The sequence below is a fragment of the Acinetobacter sp. ACNIH2 genome, from assembly GCF_002934965.1.
In the GTDB taxonomy this organism is placed as follows: domain Bacteria; phylum Pseudomonadota; class Gammaproteobacteria; order Pseudomonadales; family Moraxellaceae; genus Acinetobacter; species Acinetobacter tandoii.
In genome coordinates, this window is the sequence record NZ_CP026412.1 from 2493582 (window position 1) to 2510425 (window position 16844).

14 protein-coding genes and 1 pseudogene are annotated in these 16844 nt (G+C 41.0%); 9 read left to right on the forward strand and 6 right to left on the reverse strand.

The window, feature by feature from the left end; all coding sequences use genetic code 11:
• The first annotated feature begins 75 nt into the window (after positions 1–75).
• Positions 76–606 (forward strand): hypothetical protein, encoded by a 531-nt coding sequence (locus tag C3F34_RS11695; protein ID WP_044738419.1) that lies wholly within the window; start codon positions 76–78, stop codon positions 604–606.
• Between the two features lie 13 nt (positions 607–619).
• Here the strand turns inward: C3F34_RS11695 and C3F34_RS11700 are convergent, their stop codons facing one another.
• Together C3F34_RS11700 and C3F34_RS11705 are read right to left on the reverse strand one after the other, a co-directional pair.
• Positions 620–1159, reverse strand: a complete 540-nt coding sequence (locus C3F34_RS11700) for an IS630 family transposase (RefSeq protein ID WP_126038012.1) — start codon at positions 1157–1159, stop codon at positions 620–622.
• Positions 1155–1631: a helix-turn-helix domain-containing protein gene (locus C3F34_RS11705; protein ID WP_004677047.1), complete on the reverse strand. Its 477-nt coding sequence runs from the start codon at positions 1629–1631 to the stop codon at positions 1155–1157. The genes C3F34_RS11700 and C3F34_RS11705 overlap by 5 nt, the downstream gene beginning before the upstream one ends.
• A gap of 177 nt (positions 1632–1808) precedes the next feature.
• Here C3F34_RS11705 and C3F34_RS11710 point away from each other — a divergent pair.
• The 4 genes from C3F34_RS11710 (at position 1809) to C3F34_RS11725 (ending at position 6133) form a co-directional block, all read left to right on the forward strand.
• Positions 1809–2884, forward strand: a protein-coding gene (locus C3F34_RS11710) for an IS3 family transposase (RefSeq protein ID WP_104440995.1) whose coding sequence is annotated in 2 segments (ribosomal slippage) — positions 1809–2061 and positions 2061–2884 — 1077 coding nt in all. Because the reading frame shifts where the segments join, the coding sequence is not laid out codon by codon here.
• A 388-nt stretch (positions 2885–3272) separates the two neighbouring features.
• Positions 3273–4481 carry a 2-octaprenyl-6-methoxyphenyl hydroxylase gene (gene ubiH, locus C3F34_RS11715; RefSeq protein WP_104441664.1) on the forward strand — a complete coding sequence of 403 codons (1209 nt, stop codon included), beginning with the start codon at positions 3273–3275 and terminating at the stop codon, positions 4479–4481.
• On the forward strand, positions 4478–5716 hold the full coding sequence (locus C3F34_RS11720; protein ID WP_104441665.1) for an FAD-dependent monooxygenase: 1239 nt from the start codon (positions 4478–4480) through the stop codon (positions 5714–5716). Before ubiH ends, C3F34_RS11720 begins: the two co-directional genes overlap by 4 nt.
• A gap of 168 nt (positions 5717–5884) precedes the next feature.
• Complete coding sequence (locus C3F34_RS11725) at positions 5885–6133, forward strand: hypothetical protein (protein WP_016167002.1); 249 nt, start codon at positions 5885–5887, stop codon at positions 6131–6133.
• 65 nt (positions 6134–6198) lie between these two features.
• Here the strand turns inward: C3F34_RS11725 and rsmI are convergent, their stop codons facing one another.
• Positions 6199–7035 (reverse strand): 16S rRNA (cytidine(1402)-2'-O)-methyltransferase, encoded by an 837-nt coding sequence (gene rsmI, locus C3F34_RS11730; protein WP_016167001.1) that lies wholly within the window; start codon positions 7033–7035, stop codon positions 6199–6201.
• 405 nt (positions 7036–7440) lie between these two features.
• On the opposite strand from rsmI, the pseudogene C3F34_RS11735 reads away from it, so the two are divergent.
• From C3F34_RS11735 to C3F34_RS11745, 3 genes and pseudogenes are all read left to right on the forward strand, one after another.
• A pseudogene (locus C3F34_RS11735) lies at positions 7441–7813 on the forward strand (YraN family protein).
• 60 nt (positions 7814–7873) lie between these two features.
• A complete protein-coding gene (locus C3F34_RS11740; protein WP_016166999.1) occupies positions 7874–8569 on the forward strand; it encodes a BON domain-containing protein in 696 nt (231 codons plus the stop codon).
• Positions 8559–9443, forward strand: a complete 885-nt coding sequence (locus C3F34_RS11745; protein ID WP_044738422.1) for an alpha/beta hydrolase — start codon at positions 8559–8561, stop codon at positions 9441–9443. The genes C3F34_RS11740 and C3F34_RS11745 overlap by 11 nt, the downstream gene beginning before the upstream one ends.
• On the opposite strand, the gene nudC is transcribed toward C3F34_RS11745, so the two are convergent.
• The 3 genes from nudC to dnaQ all read right to left on the reverse strand — a co-directional run bounded on the left by nudC (position 9432) and on the right by dnaQ (position 13359).
• Positions 9432–10205: an NAD(+) diphosphatase gene (gene nudC, locus C3F34_RS11750; RefSeq protein ID WP_104441666.1), complete on the reverse strand. Its 774-nt coding sequence runs from the start codon at positions 10203–10205 to the stop codon at positions 9432–9434. The genes C3F34_RS11745 and nudC overlap by 12 nt on opposite strands.
• Positions 10205–11854 carry a chemotaxis protein gene (locus C3F34_RS11755; RefSeq protein ID WP_104441667.1) on the reverse strand — a complete coding sequence of 550 codons (1650 nt, stop codon included), beginning with the start codon at positions 11852–11854 and terminating at the stop codon, positions 10205–10207. The genes nudC and C3F34_RS11755 overlap by 1 nt, the downstream gene beginning before the upstream one ends.
• Positions 11855–11979: 125 nt before the next feature.
• Positions 11980–13359, reverse strand: coding sequence for a DNA polymerase III subunit epsilon (dnaQ, locus tag C3F34_RS11760; protein WP_104441668.1), 1380 nt, complete (start codon positions 13357–13359; stop codon positions 11980–11982).
• A 219-nt stretch (positions 13360–13578) separates the two neighbouring features.
• Between dnaQ and C3F34_RS11765 the strand changes: the two genes are divergently transcribed.
• Positions 13579–16782 carry a LysM peptidoglycan-binding domain-containing protein gene (locus C3F34_RS11765; RefSeq protein ID WP_104441669.1) on the forward strand — a complete coding sequence of 1068 codons (3204 nt, stop codon included), beginning with the start codon at positions 13579–13581 and terminating at the stop codon, positions 16780–16782.
• Positions 16783–16844 lie beyond the last annotated feature (62 nt).

Genomic DNA, 16844 nt, shown 5'->3' on the forward strand with positions numbered 1-16844 from the left:
TATGACAGAAGTGAATAAAAATAATGCTATAAGAATATATGTCTAATTACTGTTAAATAATTGTGAGAATTGATTATGAGCATAAATATACAAAATTCTATTGAATTGTTTTTCCCTCTTTTCCAATTGGGAGATAATCGTTCTCTACTTGAATGTGATTTTTATGATACTCATTATGGGTATTTTGACCAAATTGATGATGATTATTTATCTGCAATACAATTGTCAGCAGAAGGCTTACTTCTGGAATATGGTTTTGATTGGCCAGAATTTTACATACAAGTTGGACTAGAAGCTGTTCGTTCACGTAGTAGACCACAAGAGGGTATTAAAACATGGAAAGATGTAAGTTTTGAATATTTATACTATTTTGGACAAAATTGTGGTTATTTAAGCTCAGAAGGATTTAAATTCTTTTTACCTGCTGCTGTCTATCATTTTCTAACAAGTGATCAAAATAAAACTTATATGGATTGTTTTATTTTTAGATTGGAATCACAATGGGAAAAAGATAATCACGTTTTTAATGATGCTCAAAAAAAATTTATTATTGAGTTTGTAAGAGAAAATTATAAAGAGAATATTTCTTGGATTACTATCATTTAATATTAAGTATCAACTAAAAAGTAAACATGTATTCATTACCAAAACCCTTTGAAATCTGCCCAACCCAACGCTCTATTTGATCTGCCTTCATCACCTTAAAATCCCGCCAGTTATACTTCATCTGCTTCCAAACCATCTCAATTCTATTCAGCTCAGGACTATACGCAGGTAGAAAATACAAAGTCGTTGAATACTCTTGTACAAGAAGCTTGCGCCAATCTACCATCTGTTTGCTGCGATGAATCGAGGCATTGTCAACAATCAACACCAAAGGAACTTGATAGCTGCGTTTCACCTGTGCTGCTACACCCATCAAATAGGCATAAAACCAGCGACTGTTAACGGACTCCTGTAGGCAACTGGTGATCAGATGACCCGTTGACAGCAGACAACCCATCACATTAACTCGCTTTAGTCTTACAGCATCAACCGCATGAACATCGCCTATCTTTGTCCATGCATAACGATTATCTGGCGTAGCCGAAAATCCTGTTTCGTCCACATAGCCCAATACAATTTCACCACGTGCCGCTTGCTCACGTAATGCTTCAATCTGCTGTTGCGCTTGTCCAAATGCGGTCGGGTCTCTTTTTTTTCAAGCTGTGGCGGGTGCGTTTGAAGACCATGCCTGAATCTCGCAAAAACTTGCGAAGAGTTTCAACAGACACGGATACACCGTGTTTTTCATGCAGTTTGACTCGGATTTGTTCTGCATTGAGTGGACTTGTGTTGACCCACTCTAAGATTTGAGCCTGATAGTTTGAGGTCAGTGTATTGGGACGGCCTGAGCGATGACCTTCTTGAATCGATTCAAACTGATGTAGCTCCCAATGTCGGCGTTGTAGCCTTATGGTTTCTGGGATACGCTCTTGTAACGCAGCAACTTCGGCAACAGTTTTACCTTCGGAAAGCCAGAGAATGGTTTGGGCACGTTGTCTTTCACGCCAATGTGCTGCATGCTTGGTCAGGAGAATTAGTTGTGCACGCTGTTCTAAGCTGAGTGGGACGGTAACAATCCGTGGCATGTGCAAACATCGGTTAACCAAAAATGTCTTTTCGCATGTTTAGTTGTTTTTGTCAACTTAAATAGGAAAATTAAGTTTATCTAAAATTAACATAGTACACGTCATAGGTAATCCCCCCTAAAAATAATAGGACTTAAAAGTAGAATTTTCTCTTAAGATACAAGCAGGAGATTCTGCATGAAAACATCTAAATTTACTGACAGCCAGATCATGTCCATCTTGAAGCAAGCGGAGTCTGGCACACCTGTTGCGGCCCTTTGTCGTGAACATGGTATGAGTAATGCAACCTTCTATAAATGGCGTGCTAAATATGGCGGCATGGATACATCTTTGATGGCACGGCTGAAAGAGTTGGAAACAGAAAATACCAGACTGAAAAAAATGTATGCTGAAGAGCGATTAAAAGCAGAAATTATTCAGGAAGCGATGTCAAAAAAGTGGTAAAGCCATCTTGTCGACGTCAGATGGCTCAACAGGCAGTGGCCCAACATGCTGTTAGTATCCGTTTAGCTTGCACTGCATTTGGCATAAGTGAAACCTGCTACCGTTATCAGGCTAGACTCAGTGATGACAATGTGCTCATTGCAGAACGGCTCATTGAACTCACTGAGGAAAATACCGATTGGGGCTTTGGTCTATGCTTCTCGTATTTACGGCATGTTGAGAGTCACTGCTGGAATCACAAGCGGGTTTATCGCATTTACTGTGAGTTGGCACTGAATCTGCGTATTAAACCGAGAAGAAGACTAAAACGACATGTGCCTGAACCACTGAAAGAGCCAATACGTGCAAATCAGGTTTGGTCACTGGATTTTATGCATGATCAACTTTCCGATGGTCGCAAGTTTCGATTATTGAATGTGATTGATGATTACCGCCGCGAAGGCCTAGCCATTGAAGCAGGGTTCTCATTGCCCACAATTAGGGTCATTCGTACGTTGAATCAATTGCTGGAGTGGAGAGAAAAACCGTTAGTGATCCGATGTGATAATGGCCCCGAGTTTATCAGTCACGAATTTGTGCGCTGGGCTACTGAGCACGGTATTCGTATTGAATATATTCAACCGGGTAAGCCACAGCAGAATGCGTATATTGAACGATATAATCGGACTATACGTTATAGTTGGCTGAGCAAGCATTTGTTTGATACGTTAGAAGAAGTTCAGGATTACGCAACTGATTGGCTGTGGCATTACAATCATGAAAGACCACACCAAGCTAACAAAGGAAGGCCACCTCTAATGGCTGCTTAACCTCTACTTTTAACTTCGGTTATTTATGGGAGGATTACCATACGAAATTTTTATAATTAGCTTTTATAATTCAAAATCTTATACTTTGTCTTTCAGACCTAATCCTCGCCGATTGGGCTTTCCATTATTATTCACGTTCCACGATTACAACTCGGTCAAAGTTGCATAAGTTTGATAAGTGAGCCTAAACAGTATCTTAAATAAGTTTTTAAAGAGCAGACACAACGTTCATTATCAAAATCATGGTAGAGCCCTTTACCTTGATCGTACGTAAAAAAGTCCATTTCATTATAAAAATAAAACGCTTTGATGTAATATAAAATCCATTAAAACTTATAGGTATTTTGAGGTTTCTTCCTTCAAATACGCCATAAAAAAGGATACAAGCATGCAGCAAGAAGTCGTCATTGTCGGTGGTGGAATGGTCGGGCTGAGTCTGGCACTCATGTTGGCGAAAGCAAATATTGCAGTCAAACTGCTTGAAGCCATCAAATACCCAAATTATGATGACATCAATCTTGCGCCTTACCATTCCAGTTTCGATGCACGAAACAGCGCTTTGTCTCGCCGTAGCGTGCAAATTTACCAAGAACTGGGTTTATGGGATGCCTTGCAACAACATGCAACACCAATTTTACAAGTACATATTACTGAAGAAGGCAGCTTTGGTAAGGCGCGTTTAATTGCAGAGCAAGAGAAAGTCGAAAGCTTTGGACAAGTCATTGAAAATGCGTGGTTGGGGCGTGTGTTACTGACTCAAGTTCGCCAACAGCCATTGATTGAATTGATTGATGGTGTGCAGGTCACCTCACTTACCCAAGATGCAGAGCATGCTTATATTGAAGCGCGACGTGGTGAAGAACAGTTGCAACTACAAGCCAAGTTGGTGATTGCGGCAGATGGTCGAGATTCGTTCTGTCGTCAAGCTTTGGGTATTGGTGTATTTGAGCATGATTATGATCAAGTGGCGATTGTCACCACCGTACAAACTTCGAAACCGCATCAACATATTGGCTTTGAGCGTTTTAGTCCTCTTGGGCCATTGGCATTGTTGCCTTTACCGGGTGAATACCGTCGTTCAGTGGTTTGGCCAGTGAAAAAGGGCACAGAACAAGAATGGTTAGGTGAAGAAAATGACCAACATTTCTTGGGTGCTTTGCAGCAAACCTATGGTGACCGTGCAGGAAAATTCCAGAAAACAGGCAAGCGTTTTAGTTATCCATTGTCACAAGTTTTAGCAGAAAAGCAGGCAGTAGGGCGTGTAGTGCTGATGGGAAATGCGGCACATACCATTCACCCTGTTGCAGGACAGGGTTTTAACCTGTGTATGCGTGATGCTTATGTATTGCTGCGCTATTTAGAAGCACAACAGAGTGCGGGTGCTGACCTCGGTGAACCAAGAATTTTACTTGAATATGAACAAGCCCGTTTAAAAGATCAGCAACGTGTAATTAAGTTCTGTGACAGTGTAGTACGAGGTTTTAGCAATCAAAATCCGATGCTGAAATTATTACGTAATACAGGACTGATTGCTTTCGATTTAATTCCGGGTATTAAACCATTGGTGGCTACCTACGCAATGGGACTAAAAGCATGAGCCAAGTTTTAGATGTTGTGATTGTTGGTGGTGGTTTGGTTGGTGGATTGACCGCCTTGTTGTTGGCTCAAGGTGGTGTACAAGCCACGGTTTTAGATGCGGCACCAATTTTGGATGAGAGCAAGGTTTTAACAGTTGCTAATCCACGTGTCTTGGCACTGAGCCAAGCGACGATTCATTTACTCAAAACAGTAAAGGTTTGGGAATTATTGGCACGCCAGATGCCCTATAGTGGTATGCAGGTCTGGAATAAAAATGGCTATGGTGACATTCATTTTGGGGATGTCGCAGAAAAAACGCCTTCCATAGAGCAAGCATTGGGTTCAATGGTCGAGCCGAGTATTTTGAATTTAGCCATTCAAAAACGTATGCTAAGCGAAGTCAAAGACTATCGAACACAAGTTAAAGTTACGCGTGTAGAACGTGGTATTGGTGTTTGGCATATTCACTTGGCTGATGGTACGCAGTTACAGACCAAACTGGTGATTGGTGCTGACGGTGCCAACTCATTTGTACGTGAGCAGGCATTTATTGATCTGGATATCTTGGATTATCATCAAGCAGGCGTGACCTGTGCCATCCGTACCGCACAGCCGCATCAACATGTCGCCCGTCAAATTTTCTTGGAAACGGGTCCTTTGGCATTTTTACCGATGGCAAGCCTAAAACCAGAGCAAGATGGTCATTGGCAGTCGATTGTTTGGACGTTGCCCGATGATTATGCCGAGGAATATGCTGCACTAGATGATCAGGCTTTTTTACAGCTGTTGACACGAGAAAGTCAGCATATGTTGGGTGAAGTTTTAGAAGCAACACCACGGGCGATGTTTCCGTTGAAAGCCCGAGCTGCGCAGCAATATGTAACATCGGGGCTAGCTTTAATCGGCGATGCAGCACATGTGATTCATCCGTTAGCAGGTCAAGGGGTGAATATTGGCTGTTTAGATGCGGCGGTACTCTGTGATGCCTTATTACATGATTTATCGCGTGGAGTCTGGGCACATGAGCAAACCTTGCAACGTTATGAACATCGCCGTAAAGGCCAGAACGATGCCATGATGCATAGTATGTCGGCCATTGGTTGGTTAGAAACTACGGAATTCTTTCCGATTATTTGGGCGCGTAATTTTGGTTTAAAACAAGTTGAACAACGCCCCGTATTGAAAGATGCTTTTATGATGCAAGCGAATGGTTTGCAGGCGTTGAAAAATACCCGTTATGCAAATTCGTTTTAAACAGATAATTTTTAGACATCTAGTTAAATCTGATTACGAATTTGATTAAAATAAATACGATTTTTTTGCATTAAGTACTATGCGAAAGCAATTTAGATTGATAAATTTCATCGTAATTCGAAAGCAATTCGAAATGAAGTAAATAGAAGTCATTGTGGGGAGAGAAAGATGACGGATATGAATGATTATGATGACGTAGAAGACTCAGCAGTGGATGAGGATGAAGCGAAGGCTGCTGAAAAAGGTGCATCTGACGAAGCTGAAGGTGCTTCTGATGGTGATCTTGCTGAGGCAGAAACATTAACCGTGACTGCAAAGCAAAAGCAACGTCAGGCTTTAGAAGATGAAGTAGCTGCATTTTTGGCACGTGGTGGACGTATCACCGAAGTTCCACCAGACGAATCTGCACACGATTAATCTACCAAATAAAAAACCACTCTTGAGAGTGGTTTTTTATTTGGTAGAATATCAAAGCGTTGGTTTTATTTTGCAGTTAGCTCTAAAGCACGTTGATACGCCACTTTTTTCTTAATCCCAGTCAAATCCGCAGCCAGTTGCGATGCAGCTTTTACTGATAAATCCTGTAAAAGACGGGTGAGAAGCTGGTCTAATTTCTCTTGTTCCATGTCTTTTTCTTGTGTTGCACCACCGACCACCAGCACAATTTCACCTTTTTGCTGATTATGGTCAGACTCAATAAACTTGACCAGTTCTCCCAAAGTCATTTTGCGAATGGTTTCAAAAGTTTTGGTAATTTCACGAGCAAAGCCGACGGGACGGTCTGCACCAAACACATCAGCCATATTTTTGACACATTCCAAAATTCGATGAGGGGCTTCGTAAAAAATTAGGGTTTGTGTTTCGTCTTTCAACTTTTCGAGTTGTAATAAACGTTGTGAAGCTTTAGAGGATAAAAAGCCTTCGAAACTAAAACGGTCACTCGGTAAACCTACCGTACTTAAGGCAGCAATCGCGGCACAAGCGCCAGGCACTGGAATTACACGAATGCCGTGTTCCTGAGCAGCACGAACCAGTTTGAATCCTGGATCACTAATTAAAGGGGTGCCTGCATCACTAATTAACGCCATATTTTCGCCTTTTAATAGGCGTTGCACTAACACATCAATTTTGTTGCTTTCATTATGGTCGTGGCAGGCGGTCAGTGGTGTTGAAATATTAAAATGCTTGAGTAATTGTGCCGATGTGCGCGTATCTTCGGCTGCAATAATGCTCACTGATTTTAGGGTCTCAATGGCGCGAAAAGTCATATCATCTAAGTGCCCGATAGGGGTTGCTACAACAAATAACTGAGCACTCATGTGAAGTCTCCATGCCAAAATAGAATTTAAAAAGAATGACGCGATGTAAGTGATATGGGAGTTTGAATCCGCAAACGCGTTAGAATACTTGCATTCTACCTGAATCCATTGCTCAGACGCGAATTAGATTCTGTGAAGATCTTATATTCAATGCTGGCATGTAAACGAATAGTATTTGAAACTTGGCATATTTTGATAAAAGGCAGATGGTAATGTTCTAATTTCCTGAATTGATGATATACATTTGAGATTGCATTTGAGCTTCAACTAAAATAAAAAAGAGCAAAAAGTTTGATATTCATTGCATTACAACAAGAAATAAGTGGGTTTTACTAAGTGGAAGAACAATTGAATCTTAAAACAACATCACAAGCTTTGGGGGATTGGGCATAACAGCAAGCTTTAATTCTTTTGCAGCAACAAGGCTTTCAACTCGTGCAAAGAAACTATCATAGCCGATATGGCGAGCTAGATTTGGGTTGTGCAACAAGGTGAAGAATTACTTTTAGTTGAAGTGAAGGCACGAGCTTTGACCCGTTATGCGCATGCCAATGAAGTGGTATCACTTTCAAAACAGCGCAAACTCATCAAAACGGCGTTATGTTTTCTGAATGAATATCCTGAATATCAGCAGTTCTATTGTCGATTTGATGTAATTTGTTTTGATTTTTATCAACAATTTGCAAAAACAGTACAGTATGACTTTTCAAGTTTCACTTATGATCAGCAATGGATAGAAAATGCTTTTACTTTTGATTCAGAGTTCATTAATCTTTGAAGTAACAGGAAGCATCAATGCTATAGAAAAATGAATGAAATAAGTGAGGAGTCTTGCTGAGTGTTGAATCGTATTGCAATGACAGTGCTTTGTGTCGCAGGTCTAAGTTTATCAGGCTGTGCGAGTTTTATTTCAGGTGGTACAGGGACTGCACCAGTTGGAACTGAAAGTGGGGTACGCTCATTGGGTCAGGTATTTATTGATTCCTCAATTGAACGTACAGCGAATATTAATTTATACAAATTAGACTCTCGTTTTAAACAGTCGCGTGTCAATATTGAAAGTTTTTATGGCAATGTGCTTTTGACAGGACAAGTTCCAGACCAACATTTAAAACAATTGGCTGAAGACAATGTCCGTGCGATGAGTGATGTAAAAAATGTGCATAATTTTATTACCGTGGGTGATAAAATTGGATATAACACCATCATGCAGGACGCGTCCGCCACAGCAAATACCCGTGGCTTGATTATGAAAGCCCCTGTGGTTGCCGACAGTAAAGTTCGTGTACATACAGAAGATGGTGTGTTGTACGTGATGGGGCGTTTGAATAATGCTGAAATCAATGATTTGAACAACGTGTTACAGCAAGTGGGTAATGTAACCAAAATTGTGACATTGGTTGATAATGTCGATCAAGGACAGAAATCGATAAATTCTAGTTTTGTAAGCCCAGTCGCAAGCAATGCGCAGCCTGAAGTTCAAACGCCTGTAGCTATTGACCCAGATCAGGTAGAACCGACGAATGTTCAATAAATCCGAATATTGGATTAAACAGTTAAATGACACCATGGGTAATGCGAAAGACTTTATTCGAGACTTTCGCATCTACGATGTTGGTAGTTATGCATTAAATCAACTCACACCGCGTGAGGGATATACACTGCATGAAAATATTGCGTATGGTTTAAAGGCACGGCATCGTCTCGATTTATTCAAAACGCATAAACCACAGTTAAATCAACCTTTAATTATTTTTGTGCATGGTGGTGCTTGGACACATGGCGATAAAAGTTCATATCGCTTTGTGGGTGAAGCTTTTGCCCGTGAAGGTTATGACGTTGCAGTAATCAACTATCATCTTGCGCCACAGTACATTTTCCCGAGCTATGTAGACGATTTAACCCTTGCACTCAACTTTTTGAGTCTGCATCAGCAAAAATTGGCTATTCGTACCGACAATGTTGTACTTATGGGACATTCTGCAGGTGCATTTAATGTGATGTCTGCGGTTTACCATCCGCAGCAGTATGAATTGCAATGTCGCGCACAAATTCGTGCCATCATCGGGGTGGCAGGCCCATATCATTTTGATTATAAGGGAGATCCGTTATGTGCCGAGGCGTTCGATCAAAGCGTCCCTTTTCAGCAAGTTATGCCTTATTACTTTGTGGCATCGAATAGCATTAAGCATTATTTGCTCATGGCTGAAAATGACCAGATTGTGGGACACAACAATACGGAAGATTTTGACCGAGTACTGAAAGAAAAAGGCAATCACAGCAAAATGATTGTAATTCCACGCACAGGACATATTACGGTGATGGGATCAGTATCGAGTTTATTCAGTCGTTATTTTGAAACTAAAGAACAAATTTTGGTTTCTATTGAGGAGGCCTTAAAGCCATAGATGTGTGTCATCGGCAACAGGGTGACCTTGAGTCACATGCATAATCATGGCGTGTGCGATACTTCCTTTGAATGGAATTTGAGGAAGTTGGTCAAATTTGAAAAATTGGGCATCACTGATTTCTTCTTCTTGTAATTGAATATCACCCGCAGCATATTCAGCACGGAAGGCAATCATTAAATTACTTGGGAAGGGCCAAGGTTGACTTGCTAAATATTGAATATTTTTGAGTTTTAAGCCGACTTCTTCTTCAGTTTCACGACGTACCGCATCTTCTAGCGTTTCACCAACTTCGACAAAGCCTGCAATCAAACCATACATATTGTTGGTATTCTTGGCATTTTTAGCTAAAAGAATTTCATCTTTTCCGCGTGTGATTACCGTAATAACACAAGGTTGTACCCGTGGATATTGATGATAATGGCATGCAGGGCAGACCATCGCATATTCATTCGCATGAACCTGAGTTTCATGTCCACAATGGCTACAGAATTTATGGTTGCGACGCCATTCTAATAGCTGCATGGCACGACTGGCCTGTTCAAACTCTTTAGTGGTCCATTGAGTCAACAGTTGTCGAATCGGAACCAATTGTAAACCATTTGGGATGCTTTCATTAGTTTGTAGATCACGGGCAATAACAGTATTGCCCGTATGTAAGTGTAAATCACTTGCCAAGCGTTCAACTTTTGGCAGTTGTAGATGTTCATCAACCAGAAGTTGTTGTTGATGAAAAATATAGGCAAGTGATAATTCAGACATTAGGCAACTACTTCGGCATTAAGTTTCTGACTGCTGCTTAATGCTACATCAAACATCGAATGTAATACAGGCTGTTTATTCTTTAAATTATCAATCATCATTTCTGCACTCGCGAGAGTATCTAAAATATAGTTGATTTCTTGTTCAGAAATACTGCTTGATGCTTCAATTTTTTGTTGAACAAATTGCGCAGCATTTTTTAATGCTTGCTGACCTTCACTGGCATTAAGGAAGAGTAAAGCACCGCTAATTTCACTGAGCTGTGTAGACAGGTTGCCTAATGCACCTAAGAATTGATCTTGAAGATACTGAATTAATGCAGCAGCAGCGTGATCAACCAATATTTTAGTTTCATTGAGTAAAGCATCATGAGCTTCATCTAGGCGATCTAGAGAAACATTCAAGTTGTTCACACGATGTTGTAAGCGATTTGAAGTATGGTGACGTTCTAATACCCCAATTGAATTCATGGCAGATAAAATACTTTTCATTAATTGCTGAGCAAAGTTTTCGTCTTTTAATACATCACTTTGATTCAATATTTCAACCTGACGTGATAAGTCTTGATATGCTTCATTCAAATTCAAGACTTTGAATATATTTGCCAATTCTTTGATTTTCGTCTGTAATTCTTGTGTTTTCTCAGGCGACATGGTTTGGTAGTTATATTCAATCTCATTGCGAATTTGTGCCATTTCAGCGGTCACAAGTTCACTAATGTTATGCATGGTATTGAAGTCTGGACCATAAAGATGACGACTAAACACTTGGAGTTGCGTATCAGTTAAGGCATCTTCTCCAATATTTAACTGCTCACGGATGTTTTGAGATATCTCATCTTCTTGGCTAATACATAAACTGAGAATATTCGATAAATCTTTCAGGCTGGCATTGAAGTTTTCTGGCGCTTGGAGAAATGCTGCAATATTACGTTCAATATCAATCAAACTGCGTAAACGTGCATCTGTGAATAGCAGATTATCAATTTGATTAAATGCTACATGAACCAGTCCCCAATATTGTTGACTTGGTAATTGGTTGGCTAAACCTGCTAAATAAGTGCCCACAATTCGAATTGCTTGCAAATCAAGTTCGGTTTCTTGCTGCTGGAGCAATTTGTTCAATGCAAGTTTATATAAGCGGTGTACATATTCTGACTTTTCGAGTGTTGGAACATGAGCCAACTGCAATGTAGGTTCAATATGGTTCAACAGTGATTCAAGATGTTGACCTTCATGGGTAAGAGGTTTGCCTAAAGCCAATTCTAAGCGGTTTAAAGTATCGAGTAGAAATTGAGGAATTTTAACTTCACGCAGGCAGATAAACTCAATGTAGCGTTTTAGCATGGTGGTGCCTTCACTGAGCGCGATCACATCTTGCGTATTGATATTTTCAGGATGTGCCATGATTTTACGCATGAGTTCCGCAGCGTATTGAGCAATTTGCCCTAAGTTTGGCATATCAATTAAGACCAGAACCTGTGCACATTGTTCAAATTGATTCAGCGCATCATCAATACCAAATGGTAGAGTATGATCCTCTGCTAAGGTGCTGACCGCAGATTCAACTAACTTGATCGAGTTATCAACCTCATTTTTTATTATCAGTAAGGCTGTAGGATCAAAATGAATAGAGGTTTGGTAAGACATTTATCTGCACCTTTCCTAATGTATTATCTGTTTATGTGTGGCTGAGTTAGAGCGTTATTTCTTGTATTCAACTATAACTGATGTCCCCAAAGTTTAAATACAAAAAATAACAGAATCTCTAGAAATTATTTTGAAAAAAAGCAAGATTTGCCCTGTTTTTCCTCAATTTGTTTGACCCAAGTCTCATGTGCGGCCAATTCTTCGGCAGAGGGCAGAATAACGGCTAAGCCTGTTTCGTCAATTTGGCGTCGCCCACTTGTACCTTGCTGTTGTTCACTTTGTGATAGCGCATCGATATCAAACGACACTTGCCCACCCGTCATTGCCAAATAGACGTCTGCTAAAATTTCAGCATCGAGCAATGCGCCATGGAAAGTACGATCACGTTGTGCGATTTCGTAGCGCCGCACTAAAGCATCCAAAGAGTTCTTTTGCCCAGGATGTTTGCTTTTTGCCATCGCTAAAGTATCTGTGACTTCACAGACTTCGGAAAGTGCCCCATGACCTGTACGCTTAAACTCCATATTTAAGAAGTTCATATCGAAGGTCGCGTTATGCGCAATAATCTCGGCGCCTTTTAAGTAGTCAAACAAGACATCTGCAATTTCTGCATATTTGGGCTTATCTTTTAAAAAATCATCGGTAATGCCGTGGACATTGACGGAGTCCCCGACTTCCTTCTCAGGATTGATATAAATATGAATGGAACTGCCCGTGAGTTTGCGATTGATCATCTCAATTGCGCCAACTTCAATAATGCGATCACTGTCCTGAAAGTAAAAACCTGTGGTTTCTGTATCTAGAATTAATTGACGTGGACCAAAGGCTTCGACAGTTGCAGGGGTAATTACAATATGTGGATGAGAACTGGTCGTTGTCGCTGTTGTAGAAGTCTGAGCCACTAGAGGAGCTTCCACATGAATTATGGTCTCCGTGATTTCTTCAATGATTTCAGGTTCAGCCAATTCGGTTTCTTCAACTGCGAAATCTAGTCCGAAAGGGTCGTCAAATAACCAGTCGGACTCAGCTTTTTTTTTATCTTCCGTTGGACTTGCTGTCACTACGACTTGTGTTTTAGCTGCTTGGTCAGCGCCTAAATTCGCCAGTTGATCCGCCATTTCATTGCCTGGATGACCTGCATGACCTTTAATCCAGTTCCATTCGATGTCACGACCTTGGCAAACGCTATCGAGTTTTTGCCATAAATCTGGATTTTTGACATCTTTCCAGTTTTTCTTTTTCCAACCATGAATCCATTCAGTTATGCCTTGTTTAACATAGTTGGAGTCAGTCCAGATAATTAACTTGGCTGATTTTGGACAAGCGAGTACGCCTTCAATTGCCGCGGTCAATTCCATGCGGTTGTTGGTGGTCTGTGTTTCTCCACCAAAAATCTTGCGTTCTTCGGTTGCTGTAACGATATATGCTCCCCAACCTCCGAGTGCGCCATCCTTACCATTTCCACGACAAGCGCCATCGACATAGAGCGTAATTGTTTCAGACATAAAGGGTCATCCAGCCAGCAAAGAAAGTTAACAGAAGCAAATTCAATTTTATATTGTATAACGCATTTGTGCTTTGGAAGTGTATTACATGGTTAATTTTTAATTTCTTGTAACATTTATCATGGAATCGCGCTAAATTATTGCCTTGAGTCTCTGTCATGCTCCACTACAATGGCAGTGCTAAAAAATAAATTTTATACGAGTTGTTTGGATTTTTTTATGTATAAACCAACCACGTTCTTGTGGCAGCCCTCGGTTCCGACATTATTTAAGATTACTATATTGGGCTCTGCACTCGCTGCATTAGGATTAACCACAGGTTGTGCATCGAGCCAAAGTGCGACCAAGGCTGCCGCATCAAAACAGGTTGGCTCAAATTATTTAGATGCAAATAGTTTAGATTCTTTGGAAGATCTTTTATCTGCAACCGATATGCGTGCCGTAGAAGGGGATCGTTTACTTATTTTAAAACATGGTGATGTGTGGAAGCGCATGACTGTTGGTTTTAAAATGGATCTTAACCACTGGGATTCACGTATTGAAGCCCAGCGTAGTTGGTTCGTCTCTCGACAGCCTTATATTGAGCGTTTAAGTGCGCGTGCCTCACGTTATCTTTACCATACTGTAAAAGAAGCCGAGCGTCGTGGCTTACCGACTGAACTCGCACTATTACCAATTATTGAAAGTTCTTATGACCCTGCTGCAACCAGTAGTGCAGCAGCAGCAGGACTTTGGCAGTTTATTCCAAGTACGGGACGTATTTACGGACTCAAACAGTCGGGTATGTATGATGGTCGTCGTGATGTAGTTGAATCTACCCGTGCAGCTTATGAATTCTTAGGTAGTCTATATAACCAGTTTGGTTCTTGGGAATTGGCTTTGGCAGCGTATAATGCAGGTCCAGGTCGTATTCAACAGGCAATTAACCGTAACCGTGAGGCTGGTTTACCTACTGATTATTGGTCTTTACGTTTACCGCAAGAAACCATGAACTATGTGCCGCGTTTCTTGGCAGTCGCGCAAATTGTTAAAAATCCGAATGCTTATGGTGTGACATTACCACCGATTGCTAACCGACCACACTTTAGAGAAATTAGTGTAGGGCCAGCGAACTTAAATGATATTGCTGCGGTTACAGGTTTAAGTCGGGCGGAACTGTATGCGCTCAATCCAGGTCATCGTGGTGATCAGATTGATACGAGCAGCCCAATGCGTATTTTGATCCCTGCTGATATTAGTCCGTCGATTGATGCCAAGTTATCTAAATTGCAATCAAGTTCAGGTGGTCTATGGGCGAGTGCTGCACCAATGACCAATAGTTCGACTGCAACGGTGATCACACCAAGTAAAGCGACTCCACCTGCTTTGGTTGCAAGTAATAACCCGAAGACTACAGATACTAAGACCAGCACTTCAGTGACAACGAACACAGGTCGCCCTTTATCGACTACACCACGTGGTGCCGATGCATTGGCTGCTTTCGCTTCGAGTACTGTTGTTCCGAGCGCACCACGTATTCCTGTTGCAGTCACACCAGCCAAAGATGTGAAGCCTGTAAGTGTTGAACCGCCAATTTCTGCCGCAGAACGTGAGCAAATTATGGCGGCAGTTCAAGCTGAGGATGTCCGTAAAACCGTCGATCAGGTGTTGCAACCTGTAGCAACCAAAGCTGAACAAGAACAAGTGGTTGCAGAGATCAAACAGATTGCACCGCAAGGAACAGAAATTGTCGATCCTTATGATGGCAAGATTAAACTGACCGCAATTCAGACCAGTCAATCTGTAGCAGAGCAACAAGGTAAAGAGTTAACCAAAGGTTTTGCTTATCCAAAATCAGTAACAGACAATACCAAGTTAGATTCTGAAGAAGCTCAACTGAATAAAGACAAGAACTATGTGAAAACAGCATCTGAAGTGGTCGTAGTACCACCTAAAGGTAAACGTACCACTTATACAGTTCTGCCAGGTGATACCTTAGCAACGATTGCATTGAAAAACGGGGTGAACTGGCGTGACGTTGCCAAATGGAATCAGATTGATCCAAATGCGATGTTATATGTGGGCACCAGTATTTATTTATACGATGCTAAACCTGTTGCACAAGATCGCACTTCTAATAGCGCGAATAGCAAACCAGACAGTTATGTGGTGCAGGCCAATGATAATTTGACCAGCGTCGCAAACCAGTTCGGTTTATCTGTGAAGCAGTTGGCTGACTATAATGATTTGACCGTGACCAGTGGTCTGTTTGTGGGGCAGAAATTGTCATTAAAAGACAGTGGATTAACCACAGCGAAAAAGTCGACTGAAAAAACGACGACAAAGAGCACTATTAAAACTAAATCTTACGTAGTGAAACGTGGTGAGTATTTAAAACTGATTGCTGACCGTTATGCTTTGTCTAATCAAGAGTTGGCAGAATTGACACCTGGCTTAAATGCAGGTAGCAATTTAATGGTTGGACAAAAAATCAATGTTCCGATCAATACCGTAAATCAGGATGCAACGACATCGGCAAAAAATGTCGTGGCTAAAGTAGACAGTCCAAATGTGGATACTCACATTAAAACCGAAACCTATAAAGTTCAGCGTGGCGATACTTTATACAGCATTGCATCTCAGTCGAAAATTTCGCTCAGTGATTTGGCTGAATTGAATAAGATTTCAACCAACAGTGGTGTTTATGTTGGACAAACTATTAAAGTACCAGCAGGTTCTACTGTGCCAGAAAGTTATGTGGTGCAGTCAGGAGATAGTTTGTCCGCTATTGCCAGTAAATACAATTTAAACCAAGCCAATTTAGCGACCTTAAATGGCTTGAGTCGTAATGCCAATGTTCGTGTTGGACAGCGATTAAAACTCACAGGGGAAGTTCCTGAGATTGAACAGCCAGCTGAGAGTTCGGTTACTACAAAAGACCTTCATGTGGTGAAATCGGGTGAGACCTTAAGCAGCATAGCCAAGAAATATCACTTGCAGTTAAGTTATTTGGCAGCGCTAAATGACTTGTCAACCAATGCTTCGGTTCGTGTTGGACAACGTTTAAAAATTGAAGGTGATTTGCCGAGTAAGACCACGACCAAAGCTGATGCAACTGTGAAAAAGAGCAGTGCAAGCAGTAAAGATACTGAAAAATATACAGTAAAATCGGGTGAATCATTAAATTCAATTGCGAGTCGTACGGGTATTTCAGTTGCTGAATTGGCAAGTCTAAATGATATGAGTTCGCGTACTGGTTTACAGGTTGGTCAAACCATTCTAATTCCTAAAATGGTGAAAGAATATAAAGTGAAATCAGGTGATAATCTGATTCGCTTGGCTGCACGTTATGGTGTTGAGGCGAGTGCTTTGGCTGAAATGAATGATTTGAAGCCATCGGCGCAATTAAAAATTGGTGATGTGATTAAAGTTCCGAATCTTTAATTCGTTAATCTAAGATGTCAGATGTTCGTTTAACGAGCCAAAAAGTTGCCATACTATTGCTA

Bases quoted from the DNA above. Each gene is read 5' to 3' on its own strand.
- nudC (WP_104441666.1), bottom strand. From the start codon at position 10,205: ATGTCTGAATTATCACTTGCCTATATTTTTCATCAACAACAACTTCTG.
- C3F34_RS11705 (WP_004677047.1), bottom strand. From the start codon at position 1,631: ATGCCACGGATTGTTACCGTCCCACTCAGCTTAGAACAGCGTGCACAA.
- C3F34_RS11695 (WP_044738419.1), top strand. From the start codon at position 76: ATGAGCATAAATATACAAAATTCTATTGAATTGTTTTTCCCTCTTTTC.
- dnaQ (WP_104441668.1), bottom strand. From the start codon at position 13,359: ATGTCTGAAACAATTACGCTCTATGTCGATGGCGCTTGTCGTGGAAAT.
- C3F34_RS11720 (WP_104441665.1), top strand. From the start codon at position 4,478: ATGAGCCAAGTTTTAGATGTTGTGATTGTTGGTGGTGGTTTGGTTGGT.
- C3F34_RS11725 (WP_016167002.1), top strand. From the start codon at position 5,885: ATGACGGATATGAATGATTATGATGACGTAGAAGACTCAGCAGTGGAT.
- C3F34_RS11755 (WP_104441667.1), bottom strand. From the start codon at position 11,854: ATGTCTTACCAAACCTCTATTCATTTTGATCCTACAGCCTTACTGATA.
- C3F34_RS11745 (WP_044738422.1), top strand. From the start codon at position 8,559: ATGTTCAATAAATCCGAATATTGGATTAAACAGTTAAATGACACCATG.
- C3F34_RS11765 (WP_104441669.1), top strand. From the start codon at position 13,579: ATGTATAAACCAACCACGTTCTTGTGGCAGCCCTCGGTTCCGACATTA.
- ubiH (WP_104441664.1), top strand. From the start codon at position 3,273: ATGCAGCAAGAAGTCGTCATTGTCGGTGGTGGAATGGTCGGGCTGAGT.
- rsmI (WP_016167001.1), bottom strand. From the start codon at position 7,035: ATGAGTGCTCAGTTATTTGTTGTAGCAACCCCTATCGGGCACTTAGAT.